Here is a 14,366-nt window from a genome sequence, read left to right on the forward strand (position 1 = left end):
TACCCCAGGAGGGCGGTCGTTAATAGCGACCGGGAGGAAGGGAACAGCTCGTGTCAGGAACACGACCGGCGGCACGCCGTACCAACATTGCAGCGGCACAGGGGGTGCTTCGCAGTGTGGATGCTGAAGAACGAATTGCCTGGGTGTCCCAAGCGCTATGCCGGACCACTGACCCCGACGAACTCTTCGTTCGGGGCGCTGCCCAGCGTAAGGCGGCGGTGATTTGCCGCCACTGCCCGGTGATGCAGGAATGCGGAGCCGACGCGCTGGACAACAAGGTCGAGTTCGGCGTCTGGGGCGGCATGACCGAGCGCCAGCGTCGGGCACTGCTCAAGCAGCACCCCGAGGTTGTGTCGTGGTCCGACTTCTTCGACAAGCGCCGCAATCGGGGTGTCAGCTGACGCTTTGACAGCGGGTGCGCGGCCGTGTCGCGGCGCACTGTTAGCCCGGAACTTACTATTACAAAACTGTTACAGCGCCCATCGGATTAGGCGCACGTTCAATAGCAATTCGAACACGAACTCCCTTGTGCGAGATGGCAATTCGCCACATTAGCTGCGCATGTGTCTAATTGAGACAGACCGGCCCAAATTTTGGCGGCCGCTCAGCGGCGTGTTGAACAAGCGATATCGCCCCCTCTGAGCAGGGCACATAGCCCTCGGCGGGCGTTTCGTTTGGCGGGTGCTCAGCGATCCGCGGCGCGGCTGTCCCCGACCGCGGTGATCTGATCTGCCAGCGCACGCAAGGCTTCCAGGTCGGATACGTCGAACGGCAACGACGGCACGCCCACCACCGGCACGTGCGGGTTGGCCCCGGTGAATCGCGATAGCAGCCGGATCTCGCGCTTGGCGGTCTGGCCCCGGTCGGCGTGAATCTCGAGCACGGCCGTGGCCAGCGACGCCGCATCGGTGTCCGCTTCGGACTTCAGCGACTCGATGCCGTCGATTGCCCGTTCCACCGGCAGCGAGCACAACAGCGGATGAGTGCGGTTCAAGATGAGCCCGGCCAGCGGCATGCTCTCCTGCGACAGCCGGTCGACGAAGAAGGATGCCTCGCGCAGCGCGTCGGGTTCGGCCGCTGACACCACTACGAACTGGGTGCCGCGCCTTTTCAGCAGCGCGTACGTGCGGTCCGCCTTCTCGCGGAAGCCGCCGAAGGTGGCGTCCAGCGATTGCACGAAGGCCGCGGCGTCGCCCAGCATTTGCGATCCCAGCACCGTCGAGAGCGCTTTCATCGCCAAACCCATTGCGCCGGTGAGCAATTTGCCGATGCCTCGGCCTGGCGCGAGCAGCAGCCGCCACAGTCGGCTATCCATAAAGCTGCCCAGGCGCCTCGGCGCATCCAGGAAGTCCAGCGCGTTGCGTGACGGGGGAGTGTCGACCACCACCAGGTCCCAACGGTCCTCGCTCAGCAGCTGGCCGAGCTTCTCCATCGCCATGTACTCCTGCGTGCCGGCGAGGGAAGTGGCGACCGTCTGGTAGAACTGATTGTCCAAAATCGATTGCGCCCGAACGTCTCCGGAGTATTGGATCACCATTTCATCGAAAGTGCGGCGCATGTCCAACATCATCGCGTGCAGTTCGCCGGAGACCTCGGGCGCCAGTGGCACCCGCTGCGGCGTATTGCCGAGGTCGTTGACGCCAAGCGCCTGTGCCAGCCGCTTGGCCGGGTCGATCGTCAAAACGCATACGGTGCGGCCATATTCGGCCGCCCGCAATGCCATCGCCGCGGCGGTGGTCGTCTTGCCCACGCCGCCGGCGCCGCAGCACACCACGACGCGGTTAGCCCGGTCTTCCAGGATCGCGGCCATATCAAGGGCTTTCGGAGTAGTACTCATCGAACTCCCTGCTGTGCAAGCGATTCCGACAGCTCGTACAAGCTGCCGAGGTCGACGCCGTCGGAGATCGCCGGCAACTCCAGCCGCGGCACCTTCAGGGCGTCGAGCTGTTGCGCGGTCTCGGCGCGTGCCGTGATCCGGGTCGCGTGCTGAATGGTTTCGGTCAACAAGCCGGCAAAGTCGTTGTCGCTCAGCTCGATTCCAGCCGACTTCAAACCGGCGCGCACCGAGTCGGCGTCGACGTCGCCCTCCGCGGCCTTGGCCAGGTCGCGGGGCTCCAGGTATGTCGGAATGTTGCGGTTCACGATCACACTGCCGATCGGGAGGTCCATCTCGGCAAGCTCCTCGATGGCTTCCATCGTCTCCTGCACCGGCAGCGCTTCGAGCAGCGTGACCAGGTGGATAGCCGTCTGATCGGAGTGCAGCAGCTTGACCACGCCCTCGCTCTGCGAGTGCACCGGCCCGCCCTTGGCCAGATCGGACACCGCCTTGGTGACGTCCAGGAAGCGCGCGATGCGGCCGGTCGGTGGTGCGTCGACGACTATCGCGTCGTATACGGGCAACCGGTTCTTGTCCTTGCGGACCACCGTCTCCTTGATCTTGCCGGTGAGCAGCACGTCGCGCAGACCGGGTGCGATCGTCGTCGCGAACTCGACGGCGCCGATGCGGCGCATGGCCCGTCCCGCGATCCCGAGGTTGTAGAACATGTCGAGGTATTCCAGAAACGCGGCCTCGATGTCGATCGCCAGGGCGTTGACCTGACCGCCGCGCTCGGCCGTGGCGATCTTGACCTCTTGGTAGGGCAACGGCGGAACGTCGAAGAGTTGCGCAATCCCTTGGCGACCCTCCACTTCCACGAGCAGGACTTTGCGCCCGCCGGCCGCCAGGGTCAGCGCCAGCGCGGCCGCGATCGTCGATTTACCCGTCCCGCCTTTGCCGGTGACGAAATGCAAGCGGGCTTTCGACAGTCGTGTCGGCCAGCCGACGGCAGCGTTGCCGCTAGGAGTGGTTGCCACCATCGCATGCTAGCCCGCGCCTCGCGGGGCCCAAGCAAATCGGGTAGCTCCACCGGATCGCGGTCTACCGGGCTGACCCGTGTGGTTCACACCCGACCGATAAGCTCGCGTCATGAGCCAACCGACCCCGTGGGAATACGCCACGGTTCCGCTGCTGACGCACGCCACCAAACAAATCCTCGACCAGTGGGGCGCCGATGGCTGGGAGCTGGTGGCCGTGCTGCCCGGGCCCACCGGTGAGCAACACGTCGCCTATCTGAAGCGCCCTAAGTAAGAGGACTCACCGCAGATGAATGCTTCGGCCCGGCTTGAGCAGCTCGGTGTCGCGCTGCCGGACTTGGTTGCGCCGCTGGCCTCTTACGTTCCTGCGGTGCGGACCGGCAACCTGGTCTATACCTCGGGCCAGCTGCCGATAACGGACGGAAAGTTGGCGGGCACCGGCAAGGTCGGCGCCGAGGTGAGTCCCGACGAAGCCAAGGCGATGGCACGGCTCTGCGCGCTCAACGCGCTTGCGGCGGTGAACTCGCTGACGGGTATCGACGCGGTGACCCGGGTGGTCAAGGTCGTCGGGTTCGTCGCGTCGGCTCCCGGCTTCAACGGCCAGCCCGGCGTCGTCAACGGAGCCTCCGACCTGCTCGCCGAGGTGTTCGGCGACCAAGGTGCGCATGCGCGTTCGGCGGTGGGCGTAGCCGAGCTGCCGCTGGATGCGCCGGTCGAAGTCGAATTGATCGTGGAGGTCGGCTGACGGCCGTGACCGAGACCGCTGAGCCGCTGGCGCATCCCGCATACGGCAGTTTGCGGGCGGTCACCGACACTGCCTCGGTCCTGCTGGCCGACAACCCCGGCCTGCTGACGCTGGAGGGCACCAACACCTGGGTGTTGCGCGGCCCCCGCAGCGACGAGCTGGTCATCGTGGATCCGGGGCCCGACGACAACGAGCACATCGCCCGGATCGCGTCGCTGGGCCGCATCGCATTGGTCCTGATCAGTCACCGGCACGGCGACCACACCGACGGCATTGACAAGCTGGTCGAGCTCACCGGCGCGACCGTGCGCTCGGCGGGCAGCGGATTCCTGCGCGGCCTCGGCGGTGAGCTGGTCGACGGCGAGGTCATCGATGCCGCCGGACTTAAGATCAAGGTGATGGCGACGCCGGGGCACACCGCCGATTCGCTGTCGTTCCTGCTCGAGGACGCGGTGTTGACCGCCGACAGCGTGCTCGGCCGCGGCACCACCCTCATCGACAACGAAGACGGCAGCCTAGCCGATTACCTGGAGTCGCTACGGCGGCTGCGCGGTCTGGGCCGTCGCACGGTGTTGCCCGGGCACGGGCCGGACCTGGCCGACCTGGAATCCGTCACCACGGGCTACCTGACGCACCGCCACGAGCGACTGGAGCAGGTCCGCGCCGCGCTGTGGGACCTCGGCGGCGACGCCACCGCCCGTCAGATCGTCGAATACGTCTATGTCGACGTCGACGAGAAGCTGTGGGACGCGGCCGAATGGTCCGTGCAGGCGCAGCTGGACTACCTACAGCGAGAGTAAGACTCGGCGCTCAGCGAACCCTTTGCGCCGAGTCAGCAGTGATGGCGCCGAAACTGCGCACAGAGTGTGCACGCCAGCCAACCCGTCGCCCTGGACGCAGTCTCGATGAGTTGCGACGAGTCTCGGCGTCGGTGCGCTTACCTCGCTCGGCGGGCCAGTCTCTCGGAGTCCGAGATCAACACGCTCTTGCCCTCCAGCCGGATCCAGCCGCGGTGGGCGAAATCAGCGAGCGCCTTGTTGACCGTCTCCCGGGAAGCGCCCACCAGCTGGGCGATCTCCTCTTGGGTCAGGTCGTGGGTGACCCGCATCGCGCCCCCCTCCTGGGTGCCGAAACGCTGGGCGAGCTGCAGCAGCTGCTTGGCCACCCGGCCGGGGACGTCGGTGAAGATGAGGTCGGCCAGGTTGTTGTTGGTGCGACGCAGCCGTCGGGCGAGAACCCGGAGCAACTGTTCGGCGATTTCGGGTCGATCGGCGATCCACGCCCGCAACGCGTCGCGGTCCATCGATACCGCGCGCACCTCGGTGATCGTGGTGGCGCTCGACGTCCGGGGTCCCGGGTCGAAGATCGACAATTCGCCGAACATGTCCGACGGCCCCATGATCGTCAGCAGATTCTCCCGGCCATCAGGTGATCGGCGCCCGATCTTGACCTTCCCCGAGACGATGATGTACAGCCGATCGCCTGGTTCCCCTTCCGCGAAAACGGTGTGTCCACGCGGGAAGTCGACGGGTTGTAATTGCTTGGTCAGTGCGGTGACTGCGCCGGGTTCAACCCCTTGGAAGATTCCTGCCCTTGCCAGGATCTCGTCCACTTTGCCTCTTCAGCTTTCCAACGAAGTGATATGGATACCTACCTAGCCCGGATTACGAGTCTAGAGGTAGGTCAACGTGCCAACGCTACACACGATCGACGTGTCTGGTTGCCGCATATTGCGTATTTGCGCCTGAATGCGCGTGTATTCGCATCGGTAACGCACGCGCGGGGGGATCGGTGAAGGCGGTCGCGAGCAGCGATTCGGCGCGATGGCGACCGCTGGGCGGCGCAGACAGCGCAAGTTGCTGGGCCTGGCGACGATGCAGGTATTCCAGCGCCTCCGGCATCCCTTCCCGGGCCAGCGTGTGCATATCCATGGCCTGCGCCTGTTCGAGGAATTCGTCGACGTCGGTCGACGTAATCGACTCACGGGCAAGCTCGCTTTCGAGCCTTCCCAGGCCGAGCGCAGCGAGCATCAGCAGCCCCGGCACGCACGCCACCAGCAACCATGACACAAGGAGAGTAAACATGGCCAAGGTCTCAGTGAGATTACGAAATCAGTACTCTGTCGTAGGTGACAGTGGCAAGGCCGTCCGGGCGTTCGAAAACCACCGCGGCTACGCCTGATTCCAAGCCCGATTCCGCCGCTGCCCGGCGCTGGGCGTCCGAAACTCGAGTCGGTTTGGTGCGCCGCGCCCGCCGGATGAATCGCACACTGGCACAAGCGTTTCCGGACGCCCACTGCGAGCTGGATTTCAGATCGCCGCTGGAACTGACGGTGGCCACCATTCTTTCGGCGCAAAGTACCGACAAACGGGTCAACCTGACGACACCGGCTTTGTTCGCGCGATATAAGTCGGCACTGGATTATGCGAAAGCCGATCGCGACGAGCTGGAAAGCCTCATCCGCCCCACTGGTTTCTTCCGCAACAAGGCAAGCTCGCTGATCGGTCTGGGGCAGGCGCTGGTCGAGGGGTTCGACGGCGAGGTGCCGTCGACCATGGACGAGTTGGTGACGCTGCCCGGGGTGGGGCGCAAAACCGCCAACGTCGTCTTGGGCAACGCCTTCGACATCCCCGGGATCACCGTCGACACCCATTTCCAGCGGCTGGTGGCCAGATGGCACTGGACCGCCGAAAAAGACCCGGTCAAGATCGAGCACGCCGTCGGCGAACTGGTGGAACGCAAGGAATGGACCCTGCTGAGCCACCGCGTGATCTTCCACGGCCGCCGGGTGTGCCACGCGCGCAAACCGGCATGCGGGGTCTGCGTGCTGGCCAAGGACTGCCCGTCGTTCGGCCTCGGCCCCACTGAACCCGAGCTGGCCGCGCCCCTGGTGCAGGGCCCCGAAGCCGAACACCTGCTCTCCCTGGTCGGGCTGTAACACGGCCAAGACGTTGACCCCGAGAACTCGCTGGACCATCGCGATCTTGGCGGTGGTGGTGGCGCTCGTTGCGGCGCTCGTCGCGCAGCTGCGCGACGACTACCCGCCGAGCCCGACGAACGCGCCGACGCCCGATCGCGAGCACCGCGACGCCGATACGCCGGCCGCGCTGGCCGGGCCCCGGGCACGCGCAAACCTGCCGCCCTGCCCCGCATCGGCCAACGGTCCCGGCCCCGCGGCCCTGCGCGGTGTGGTGGTCGAATGCGCGGCCGATGGATCCACCGTCGACGTCGCCCGCGCGCTGGCCGGGCGCCGGGTGGTCATCAATTTGTGGGAGTACTGGTGCGCGCCGTGCGCGGCCGAACTGCCCGCGATGGCCGAGTATCAGCGACGGGTCGGGTCCGACGTCTTGGTGGTGACCGTGCACCAAGACGAGAACGAGACCGCCGCGCTGCTGCGGTTGGCGGAGCTGGGTGTTCGGCTCCCGACCTTGCAGGATGGGCGGCGGCTGATCGCGGCGGCGCTCAAGGTGGCAAATGTGGTGCCCGCGACCGTAGTGCTGCGACCGGACGGTAGCGTTGCGCAGACGCTGCTGCGCGATTTCGCGAGTGCCGACGAGATCGCGGCGGCAGTCGGTAACGACGGATGACCGAGTTCGGCGGTCCGAAACTCAGCTGGGCAGGTGGACCCGACAAGGAGGCGCCGGTGAGTGCTGGGGGTACCGCCCGCGCACAGGGGACGGTTCCCCTCACGCCCGACGTCTGCCCGTCCTGGTTGCGTCCGTTGGTCGACAACATCGGTGAGATCCCGGAGGCCTACCGGCGCCGGTTGCCGCCCGATGTGCTGGCGATGGTGACGGCGGCCAGGGCGGCATCCGAGCACGACGACCGCGAGGCCGCTGTGCTGGTTCTGTTTTCGGGCCCCGAGTCCGGACCGGCCGACGGCAGTGTGCCCGACGACGCCGATTTGTTGCTCACCGTGCGGGCATCGTCGCTGCGGCATCACGCTGGCCAGGCGGCCTTTCCCGGCGGCGCGTCCGACCCGGACGATCGCGGGCCGGTCGCCACCGCGTTGCGAGAGGCGAACGAAGAGACCGGGATCGACGTCACCCGGCTGCACCCCCTGATCACGATGGAAAAGGCGTTCATCGCGCCGTCGCAGTTCCACGTCGTCCCGGTGCTGGCCTACTCGCCAGACCCCGGACCGGTCGCCGTGGTCAACGAAGCCGAAACGGCGATCGTGTCGCGGGTTCCGGTGCGCGCGTTCATCAATCCGGACAATCGGCTGATGGTCTACCGCGGCGACCTCGGCAATCGTTGGGCCGGTCCGGCGTTTCTGCTGAACCAGATGCTGGTTTGGGGATTCACTGGCCAGGTGATTTCTGCCGTCCTCGACGTCGCCGGCTGGGCAAAGCCGTGGGACACCAACGACGTCCGTGAACTCGACGCCGCGATGGTGCAGGTCGGCAAGCGGGGCGGCGCGCTATGAACTCGATGTCGCCGTCGCAGTGGCTGGATATCGCTGTTCTCGCCGTCGCTTTCATCGCGGCCATCTCGGGCTGGCGGTCGGGCGCGGTGGGTTCGCTGTTCTCGTTCGTCGGCGTGCTGCTGGGCGCGATCGCCGGTGTGCTGCTGGCGCCGCACATCGTCAGCCACATCGCGGCGCCGCGCGCCAAGCTGTTCGGCGCGCTGTTCCTGATTCTCGCGCTGGTAGTCGTCGGCGAGGTCGCCGGTGTGGTGCTGGGCCGCGCGGTGCGCGGCGCGATCCACAGCCGCACCATCCGAACCGTCGATTCGGTGATCGGGGTGGGGGTGCAGCTCGTCGTGGTGCTCACCGCCGCGTGGCTGCTGGCGACACCGCTGACCCAGTCGAAAGATCAGCCCGAGCTGGCGGCCGCGGTCCGCGGTTCGCGGGTGCTGGCCGAGGTCAACAACATCGCGCCCCCGTGGTTGAAGACTGTCCCCAAACGCCTTTCGGCGCTGTTGAACACCTCGGGGCTGCCCGCGGTGTTGGAGCCGTTCAGCCGCACGCCGGTGATTCCGGTCGAATCTCCGGATCCCGCGCTGGCCACCAATCCGGTGGTGACGGCGGCCGCGCCCAGCGTCGTCAAGGTGCGCAGCCTGGCGCCGAGCTGCCAGAAAGTGTTGGAGGGCACCGGATTTGTGATCGCGCCGGATCGGGTGATGACCAACGCGCACGTGGTGGCCGGGTCCAGCAGTGTCCAGATCTACGCCAGCGGTAATCCGTTGGACGCCACCGTCGTTTCCTACGACCCGTCGGTCGACATTGCGATTCTCGCCATTCCGAACTTGCCGCCGCCGCCGCTGGCCTTCAGTGATACCGAGGCGAAAACCGGAACCAGCGTGGTGGTGCTGGGCTACCCCGGCGGCGGCAATTTCACTGCGACCCCGGCCCGGATTCGCGAGGCCATCAAACTCAGCGGCCCCGATATCTACCGGGACCCGCAGCCGGTCACCCGCGACGTCTACACCATCAGAGCCAATGTGGAGCAAGGCAATTCGGGCGGACCGTTGATCGACCTCAGCGGTCACGTGCTCGGCGTGGTGTTCGGTGCGGCCGTCGACGATCCCGATACCGGGTTCGTGTTGACCGCCGGCGAGGTGGCGGGCCAGATGGCCAAGATCGGTGACACCCAGCAGGTGGGCACCGGCACCTGCGTCAGCTGATCAGTGCACCTGTTCGAAGAACCTCGTCAGGTGTTTGTTGATTTCCTCGGGCATCTCCTCGTGGCTGTAATGCCCTGCGCCGGTGACGGATACATAGCGGCCCTGCGTCGCATAACGCTGGCTGTGGTCGACCGGGTCGGCCAGCACATAGGGATCGGCGTCGCCGCGCAGATGTAGCAGCGGCACCCCGAGCTGGCGCGACATCGATTTCATGAATCGGCGGCCTTCACCGCGCAGCTGGCTGCGCACCGCCCAGCGCTGGTATTCCAATGCGCAGTGCGCCGCCCCGGGAATCTGTATCGCGGTGCGAAGATAGCCGATCGTCTGTGAGAAGTCTTCGGAGGCAACCCATTTCGCGGAGCTGCGGTTCTTGACGAGACGCTCGATCTCGGCGCCGTTGTCGCGGGTCAGCAGGCGCTCGGGCCACACCGGCAGCTGATAGCGCAGCAGGGTCGGTAGTAGTGCGGAACTCTGATCGCGGCGCGTCAGCGCCGATCGGCGCAACGCGGCCGGGTGTGGCGAGCTGATCAGCGCGATGGCCCGTACCAGCCGGGAGTGCAGCAGCGCCGTGGTCCAGCAGCACAGCCCGCCGTCGGCGTGGCCGACCAGCGTCGCCGACGAATGCCCAAGCGCGCGAATGAGTCCGGCCGTATCGCCGGCCAGCGTCCAGCCGTCGTAGCCGCGTGGCGGCTTGTCGCTGCCGCCATAGCCGCGCAGGTCGACCGCGACGACTCGGGCACCGGTCAGCCCCCGCAGCTGATGACGCCAGGACCACCAGAACGAACCGAAACCGTGCAGCAGCATCACCAGCGGTCGTGCGGTCGCCGCCGCGGGAGCACCCGCGCCGGACGGTAGCGCCTCGACGACGTGAAATCGAATGCCGTTGGCGTGCACGTCCAAATGGCGCCACGGCCCGTCGATGCGGACTACCGACGGATCAGGTACTGCCATCTACCAACCTGAGGGGTCGCTGGGGTTGGCGTTCTCCGGCTTGGCGTGCTTACCGGGTGCCTCGGTGAGTTGCTTGGTCGCGGCCTTGTCGTGGCCAGGGGTGAGCGCGGTGCGCGTTTCCTTGACCGATTCGATGGTTTCTCGCGGTCCACGGATCCGGCGCACCTTCAAATAGCCCAGCAGTGCGAGCACGGCTCCGACCACGACCATGATCGCGAACACGATCAGGAAGGCCACCCAGCGCCACAGCCAGTTGTCGAGCAACTCGGCGAGGAAGAAGAAGAAAAAGAACGTGGAGTAGAAAAGAACCACCAGCGCGGCGATGAAGAAGACGCTGCCGGTGAGGCCCTTCTTGATGTCGCGGACGATTTCGGCGCGGGCCAGCTCGACCTCGGCCCGCACCAGGGTGGACGCCTGTGTCGTCGCGTCTTTGATCAGGTCACCGATCGACGGCTCGCCGTGGCTGGCGTGCGGGTCGGCCAACGGAATCGTGGTCAGCGTGCTCGGCACACCATTCTTGCGATCGACTTTGCTCACAGACGGTCCTCTCCGTTCAATTGCCCGGCTCGTCATCGAGCCGCTGCACGGCTCGCATCGTCACCGAGCCCGTTCGCGTCGTCGCGGTTTATGTTGCCATGTGCCGCGATGCCAGACGAGGCCAGCCGATGCCCCGGCCGCCGTCATTCGCACAGCAAGAGGGGCGCGGGGGTGATCATCTAGACTGGCGCAGCTGTTCTCCGACATCGGCTGATGGGAGTTACGCATTGCAGACGGCACATCGGTGCTTTGTGGCGGTGCTGGTGACCGTGCTCCTCGTTCAGCCGGGATTGCCCGCAAACGTCGCGGCGGCTGACGACCGGGTCCCGATGGGTGGCGGTGCGGGCATCGTCATCAACGGCGACACCATGTGCACCCTGACGACCATCGGCGGCGATGCCGCCGGTGAGCTGATCGGTTTCACCTCCGCGCACTGCGGGGGCCCGGGCGCGCAGGTCGCCGCCGAGGCCGCCGAAGGCAGGGGCGTGCTGGGAACGATGGTTGCCGGCAACGACGCTCTCGACTACGCCGTGATCAAATTCGATCCGGCCAAGGTGGCGCCGGTGGCCAACTATGGCGGCTTCATCATCAACGGCATCGGTCCGGAACCGGTGTTCGGTCAGATCGCCTGCAAGCAGGGCCGAACGACCGGCAACTCGTGCGGCGTCACCTGGGGGCCGGGCCAGGATCCGGGAACCATCGTGATGCAGGTCTGTGGCCGGCCGGGCGACTCGGGAGGCCCGGTGACCGTCGACAACCTGTTGGTCGGGATGATCCACGGCGCGTTCAGCGACAACCTGCCGACGTGCATCATCAAGTACATCCCGCTGCACACCCCGGCGGTGGTGATGTCGTTCAACGCGGTGCTGGCCGACATCAACGCCAAACACCGGCCCGGTGCGGGCTTCGTCCCGATACCGGCCTGAGTCCGCGCGCTACTTGGCCGCCCGGATCGCGTCGAAAACACCCGGGTCGAGCAATGTCGACGTATCGCCGAGGTCGCGGTTTTCGGCGATGTCACGCAGCAGCCGGCGCATGATCTTGCCGCTGCGGGTCTTCGGCAGCTCCGGCACCACGTGGACCTCTCGCGGCTTCGCGATCGGTGAGATCTCGCGGGCCACCTCGACGCGTAGCTCGTCGACGATCCCGTCGTGAATCTGGAAGTCGGCGCACAACACCACGAACGCGCAAATGGCCTGGCCGGTGGTTTCGTCGGTCATGCCGACCACGGCCGCCTCGGCCACCCCGACGTGCCCGACGAGTGCCGACTCGACCTCGGCGGTCGAGAGTCGATGCCCGGACACGTTCATCACGTCGTCGATGCGGCCCACCACCCAGATCGCGCCGTCGCGGTCGTAGTAGGCGCTGTCGCCGGCGAAGTACCAGCCCTGCTGGGCGAACCTGGACCAGTAGGTCTCGACGTAGCGGTCCTGGTCTCCCCAAATGCCGCGCAGCATGGACGGCCACGGTTGATCCAAGACCAGGTACCCGGTGACGTGTTCGCCCTTATGGACGGCCGGCACCAGCTCTTCGCCGTGGTCATCGACGATCTTCGCGGAGATACCCGGCAGCGGCCTCATCGCCGAACCCGGTTTGGCCGCAGCGACTCCGGGCAGCGGCGAGATCATCGCCGAACCCGTCTCGGTCTGCCACCAGGTGTCCACGATCGGGAGGCGCTCGGCACCGATCACCTTGCGGTACCAGCGCCAGGCCTCGGGGTTGATCGGCTCGCCGACCGATCCCAGCAGCCGCAGGCTGGACAGGTCGTGCGCGTCCGGGATCTCGCGGCCCCACTTCATAAACGTCCGGATCAGCGTGGGCGCGGTGTAATAGATTGTCACACCGTACTTTTCGATGATTTCGAAATGCCGGTGCTGGCTGGGTGAGTCGGGAGTGCCCTCGTAGAGCACCTCGGTGACGCCGTTGGACAGCGGCCCGTAGACACCGTAGGTGTGTCCGGTGACCCAGCCGATATCGGCGGTGCACCAGAACACGTCGCGTTCGGGCTTGATGTCGAAGATGTAGTAGTGCGTGTAGGAGGCCTGCGTCAGGTAGCCGCCGCTGGTGTGCACGATGCCCTTCGGCTTGCCGGTGGTGCCCGATGTGTACAGCAGGAACAGCGGATGCTCGGCGTCGAACGGCTGCGCGGTGTGTTCGGGCGACGCGGAATCCACCACGTCGTGCCACCACACGTCGCGGTCGTCGTTCCAGGACACGTCAATTCCGGTGCGCCGCACCACCAGAACCTTTTCGACGGGGCTATCGTGGTCGGCGACCGCCTCGTCGGCCGCGTCCTTGAGCGGCGCGGGCTTGCCGCGCCGGAACTGGCCGTCGCTGGTGATCACCACCTTGGCCTGGGCGTCGGCGATGCGGGCGCGCAGCGCGTTGGCGGTGAAGCCGGCGAACACCACGCTGTGCATGATGCCCAGGCGCGCGCAGGCGAGCATCGCGACGACGGCCTCGGGGATCAACGGCAGGTAGATCGCGACCCGGTCGCCGGCGACCAGACCGAGGTCGGTCAGTGCGTTGGCCGCCTTGCACACCTCCGTCTGCAGGTCGGCGTAGGTCAGGTCGCGGCTGTCGCCGACGGGCTCGCCCTCCCAGTGAATCGCCACCCGATCGCCCAGCCCCGCCTCGACGTGACGGTCCACGCAGTTGTAGGCGACGTTGAGCTTGCCGTCGGCAAACCAGTTGGCGTAAGGCGGCTGCCAGTCCAGCACCTCGGTGAACGGCGTCGCCCATGTCAGCCGGTTGGCCTGCTCGGCCCAGAACGCCAGCCGGTCTTTATCGGCTTCGCGGTACAGGTCCTCGCCGGCGTTGGCCTGCTCGGCGAACTGCGCCGGCGGCGGGTACGACGCCGGGCCTTCGGTGTATGTGGCGGTCACTGGCTTCGCTCCTATGTCGAGGGGGCGGGGTTCGAGCTCGTCAACCGTTTGTGAGCCTAGACCCGGCAGTTGAACCTGTGCGATTCAATCCGGGGTAATCCGGGTTGTCATATCGCATAATCAGCGTTGTGGCGGAATCTCGCGGGCAGCGTGCCCGTTGCCTACTTCGCAGCATTGTCGCGGCCACAACGAGTTACGCGGTGGCTGGTGTGCTGGCACCGCACGCGTCGGCGGTGCCGGTCGGCGATGAGGCGGAGCCATGCCGCTCCGAACAGGTCGCCGTGACGGCCTCCCCGACGCAGGGCGCCGTGGGCCATCGCTCGGTGACCCTGATGTTCAGCCTCGCCGGTGGGGCGGAGCCGTGCACGCTCACCGGCTACCCCGCGATCGAAACGGGCGGCGGCGGGCCCGACATTCATGCCAAGCCCACGCTGCGCGGTTACATGGGCGGCTTGCCCAGCGACGCCGACGTTCCGCCGACCGTCACCCTGGCACTGGCGGCGCAGGGACAGGCTATCGTCGAGGGCATGGCCGTGGACGGTATGGGCAACCCGTGCCCCAGCTACACTGCGCTGCGGGTCAACCCGCCCAATACGGTCATCGTGGTCACCGTGCCGGCCACCATCGACGCCTGCGAACTGCAGGTGCATCCCGTCACCGCCTTGCAGCAGTAGGGCCTAATAAGGGACGGCCCTCTGCAGGCAGTAGACGAGCGGGGGAGTGGGATAGCCGACTCCCTTGACGCCGTCAGGACAGCCCGACGTGTCCGT

General features: G+C 66.5%; 17 protein-coding genes. 10 read left to right on the plus strand and 7 right to left on the minus strand.

Annotated elements, in window-relative coordinates:
* Positions 1 to 50 precede the first annotated feature (50 nt).
* A complete protein-coding gene (locus G6N55_RS19545) occupies positions 51 to 401 on the plus strand; it encodes a WhiB family transcriptional regulator (RefSeq protein WP_025736346.1) in 351 nt (116 codons plus the stop codon).
* A 284-nt stretch (positions 402 to 685) separates the two neighbouring features.
* On the opposite strand, the gene G6N55_RS19550 is transcribed toward G6N55_RS19545, so the two are convergent.
* Both G6N55_RS19550 and G6N55_RS19555 read right to left on the minus strand, forming a co-directional pair.
* Complete coding sequence (locus tag G6N55_RS19550) at positions 686 to 1,837, minus strand: ArsA family ATPase (RefSeq protein ID WP_085223141.1); 1,152 nt, start codon at positions 1,835 to 1,837, stop codon at positions 686 to 688.
* Positions 1,834 to 2,856 (minus strand): ArsA-related P-loop ATPase, encoded by a 1,023-nt coding sequence (locus G6N55_RS19555; RefSeq protein WP_085223143.1) that lies wholly within the window; start codon positions 2,854 to 2,856, stop codon positions 1,834 to 1,836. Before G6N55_RS19555 ends, G6N55_RS19550 begins: the two co-directional genes overlap by 4 nt.
* 109 nt (positions 2,857 to 2,965) lie before the next feature.
* On the opposite strand from G6N55_RS19555, the gene G6N55_RS19560 reads away from it, so the two are divergent.
* Genes G6N55_RS19560 through G6N55_RS19570 form a run of 3 tightly spaced genes read left to right on the plus strand, consistent with a single transcriptional unit; the run spans position 2,966 to position 4,398 of the window.
* Positions 2,966 to 3,127 (plus strand): DUF4177 domain-containing protein, encoded by a 162-nt coding sequence (locus G6N55_RS19560; RefSeq protein WP_090607515.1) that lies wholly within the window; start codon positions 2,966 to 2,968, stop codon positions 3,125 to 3,127.
* A gap of 15 nt (positions 3,128 to 3,142) precedes the next feature.
* Positions 3,143 to 3,598, plus strand: a complete 456-nt coding sequence (locus G6N55_RS19565) for a RidA family protein (RefSeq protein ID WP_085223144.1) — start codon at positions 3,143 to 3,145, stop codon at positions 3,596 to 3,598.
* 5 nt (positions 3,599 to 3,603) lie between these two features.
* Positions 3,604 to 4,398 carry an MBL fold metallo-hydrolase gene (locus tag G6N55_RS19570; protein ID WP_085223146.1) on the plus strand — a complete coding sequence of 265 codons (795 nt, stop codon included), beginning with the start codon at positions 3,604 to 3,606 and terminating at the stop codon, positions 4,396 to 4,398.
* 137 nt (positions 4,399 to 4,535) lie between these two features.
* On the opposite strand, the gene crp is transcribed toward G6N55_RS19570, so the two are convergent.
* Together crp and G6N55_RS19580 are read right to left on the minus strand one after the other, a co-directional pair.
* Complete coding sequence (gene crp / locus G6N55_RS19575; RefSeq protein ID WP_036465140.1) at positions 4,536 to 5,210, minus strand: cAMP-activated global transcriptional regulator CRP; 675 nt, start codon at positions 5,208 to 5,210, stop codon at positions 4,536 to 4,538.
* Between the two features lie 85 nt (positions 5,211 to 5,295).
* A complete protein-coding gene (locus G6N55_RS19580) occupies positions 5,296 to 5,682 on the minus strand; it encodes a hypothetical protein (protein ID WP_085223148.1) in 387 nt (128 codons plus the stop codon).
* A 173-nt stretch (positions 5,683 to 5,855) separates the two neighbouring features.
* On the opposite strand from G6N55_RS19580, the gene nth reads away from it, so the two are divergent.
* From nth to marP, 4 genes are read left to right on the plus strand one after another with little or no spacing between them, the layout of a single operon-like run.
* Complete coding sequence (gene nth / locus G6N55_RS19585) at positions 5,856 to 6,536, plus strand: endonuclease III (RefSeq protein WP_085223150.1); 681 nt, start codon at positions 5,856 to 5,858, stop codon at positions 6,534 to 6,536.
* 13 nt (positions 6,537 to 6,549) lie between these two features.
* Entirely contained in the window at positions 6,550 to 7,185 is a 636-nt protein-coding gene (locus G6N55_RS19590) for a TlpA family protein disulfide reductase (RefSeq protein ID WP_085223152.1), read from the plus strand.
* A complete protein-coding gene (locus tag G6N55_RS19595; protein WP_085223153.1) occupies positions 7,182 to 8,024 on the plus strand; it encodes an NUDIX hydrolase in 843 nt (280 codons plus the stop codon). Before G6N55_RS19590 ends, G6N55_RS19595 begins: the two co-directional genes overlap by 4 nt.
* 5 nt (positions 8,025 to 8,029) lie before the next feature.
* A complete protein-coding gene (gene marP / locus G6N55_RS19600) occupies positions 8,030 to 9,223 on the plus strand; it encodes an acid resistance serine protease MarP (protein WP_139826920.1) in 1,194 nt (397 codons plus the stop codon).
* On the opposite strand, the gene G6N55_RS19605 is transcribed toward marP, so the two are convergent.
* Both G6N55_RS19605 and G6N55_RS19610 read right to left on the minus strand, forming a co-directional pair.
* On the minus strand, positions 9,224 to 10,174 hold the full coding sequence (locus tag G6N55_RS19605; RefSeq protein WP_085223157.1) for an alpha/beta fold hydrolase: 951 nt from the start codon (positions 10,172 to 10,174) through the stop codon (positions 9,224 to 9,226). It lies immediately after the preceding gene.
* Positions 10,175 to 10,711 (minus strand): phage holin family protein, encoded by a 537-nt coding sequence (locus tag G6N55_RS19610; RefSeq protein WP_085223159.1) that lies wholly within the window; start codon positions 10,709 to 10,711, stop codon positions 10,175 to 10,177.
* Between the two features lie 227 nt (positions 10,712 to 10,938).
* Here G6N55_RS19610 and G6N55_RS19615 point away from each other — a divergent pair, with 227 nt between their 5' ends.
* Positions 10,939 to 11,637, plus strand: coding sequence for a S1 family peptidase (locus G6N55_RS19615; protein ID WP_085223160.1), 699 nt, complete (start codon positions 10,939 to 10,941; stop codon positions 11,635 to 11,637).
* A gap of 9 nt (positions 11,638 to 11,646) precedes the next feature.
* On the opposite strand, the gene acs is transcribed toward G6N55_RS19615, so the two are convergent.
* Entirely contained in the window at positions 11,647 to 13,596 is a 1,950-nt protein-coding gene (acs, locus tag G6N55_RS19620; protein ID WP_085223162.1) for an acetate--CoA ligase, read from the minus strand.
* A 209-nt stretch (positions 13,597 to 13,805) separates the two neighbouring features.
* Between acs and G6N55_RS19625 the strand changes: the two genes are divergently transcribed.
* Positions 13,806 to 14,270, plus strand: coding sequence for a DUF4232 domain-containing protein (locus G6N55_RS19625; protein ID WP_085223164.1), 465 nt, complete (start codon positions 13,806 to 13,808; stop codon positions 14,268 to 14,270).
* Positions 14,271 to 14,366 lie beyond the last annotated feature (96 nt).

Source organism: Mycobacterium florentinum, from assembly GCF_010730355.1.
GTDB classification, from domain to species: Bacteria; Actinomycetota; Actinomycetes; order Mycobacteriales; family Mycobacteriaceae; genus Mycobacterium; species Mycobacterium florentinum.

Excerpts from the sequence above, each read along its gene's own strand:
- G6N55_RS19550 (WP_085223141.1), bottom strand. The coding sequence starts at position 1,837 with ATGAGTACTACTCCGAAAGCCCTTGATATGGCCGCGATCCTGGAAGAC.
- G6N55_RS19555 (WP_085223143.1), bottom strand. The coding sequence starts at position 2,856 with ATGGTGGCAACCACTCCTAGCGGCAACGCTGCCGTCGGCTGGCCGACA.
- G6N55_RS19560 (WP_090607515.1), top strand. The coding sequence starts at position 2,966 with ATGAGCCAACCGACCCCGTGGGAATACGCCACGGTTCCGCTGCTGACG.
- G6N55_RS19565 (WP_085223144.1), top strand. The coding sequence starts at position 3,143 with ATGAATGCTTCGGCCCGGCTTGAGCAGCTCGGTGTCGCGCTGCCGGAC.
- G6N55_RS19580 (WP_085223148.1), bottom strand. The coding sequence starts at position 5,682 with ATGTTTACTCTCCTTGTGTCATGGTTGCTGGTGGCGTGCGTGCCGGGG.
- nth (WP_085223150.1), top strand. The coding sequence starts at position 5,856 with ATGAATCGCACACTGGCACAAGCGTTTCCGGACGCCCACTGCGAGCTG.
- G6N55_RS19595 (WP_085223153.1), top strand. The coding sequence starts at position 7,182 with ATGACCGAGTTCGGCGGTCCGAAACTCAGCTGGGCAGGTGGACCCGAC.
- marP (WP_139826920.1), top strand. The coding sequence starts at position 8,030 with ATGTCGCCGTCGCAGTGGCTGGATATCGCTGTTCTCGCCGTCGCTTTC.
- G6N55_RS19605 (WP_085223157.1), bottom strand. The coding sequence starts at position 10,174 with ATGGCAGTACCTGATCCGTCGGTAGTCCGCATCGACGGGCCGTGGCGC.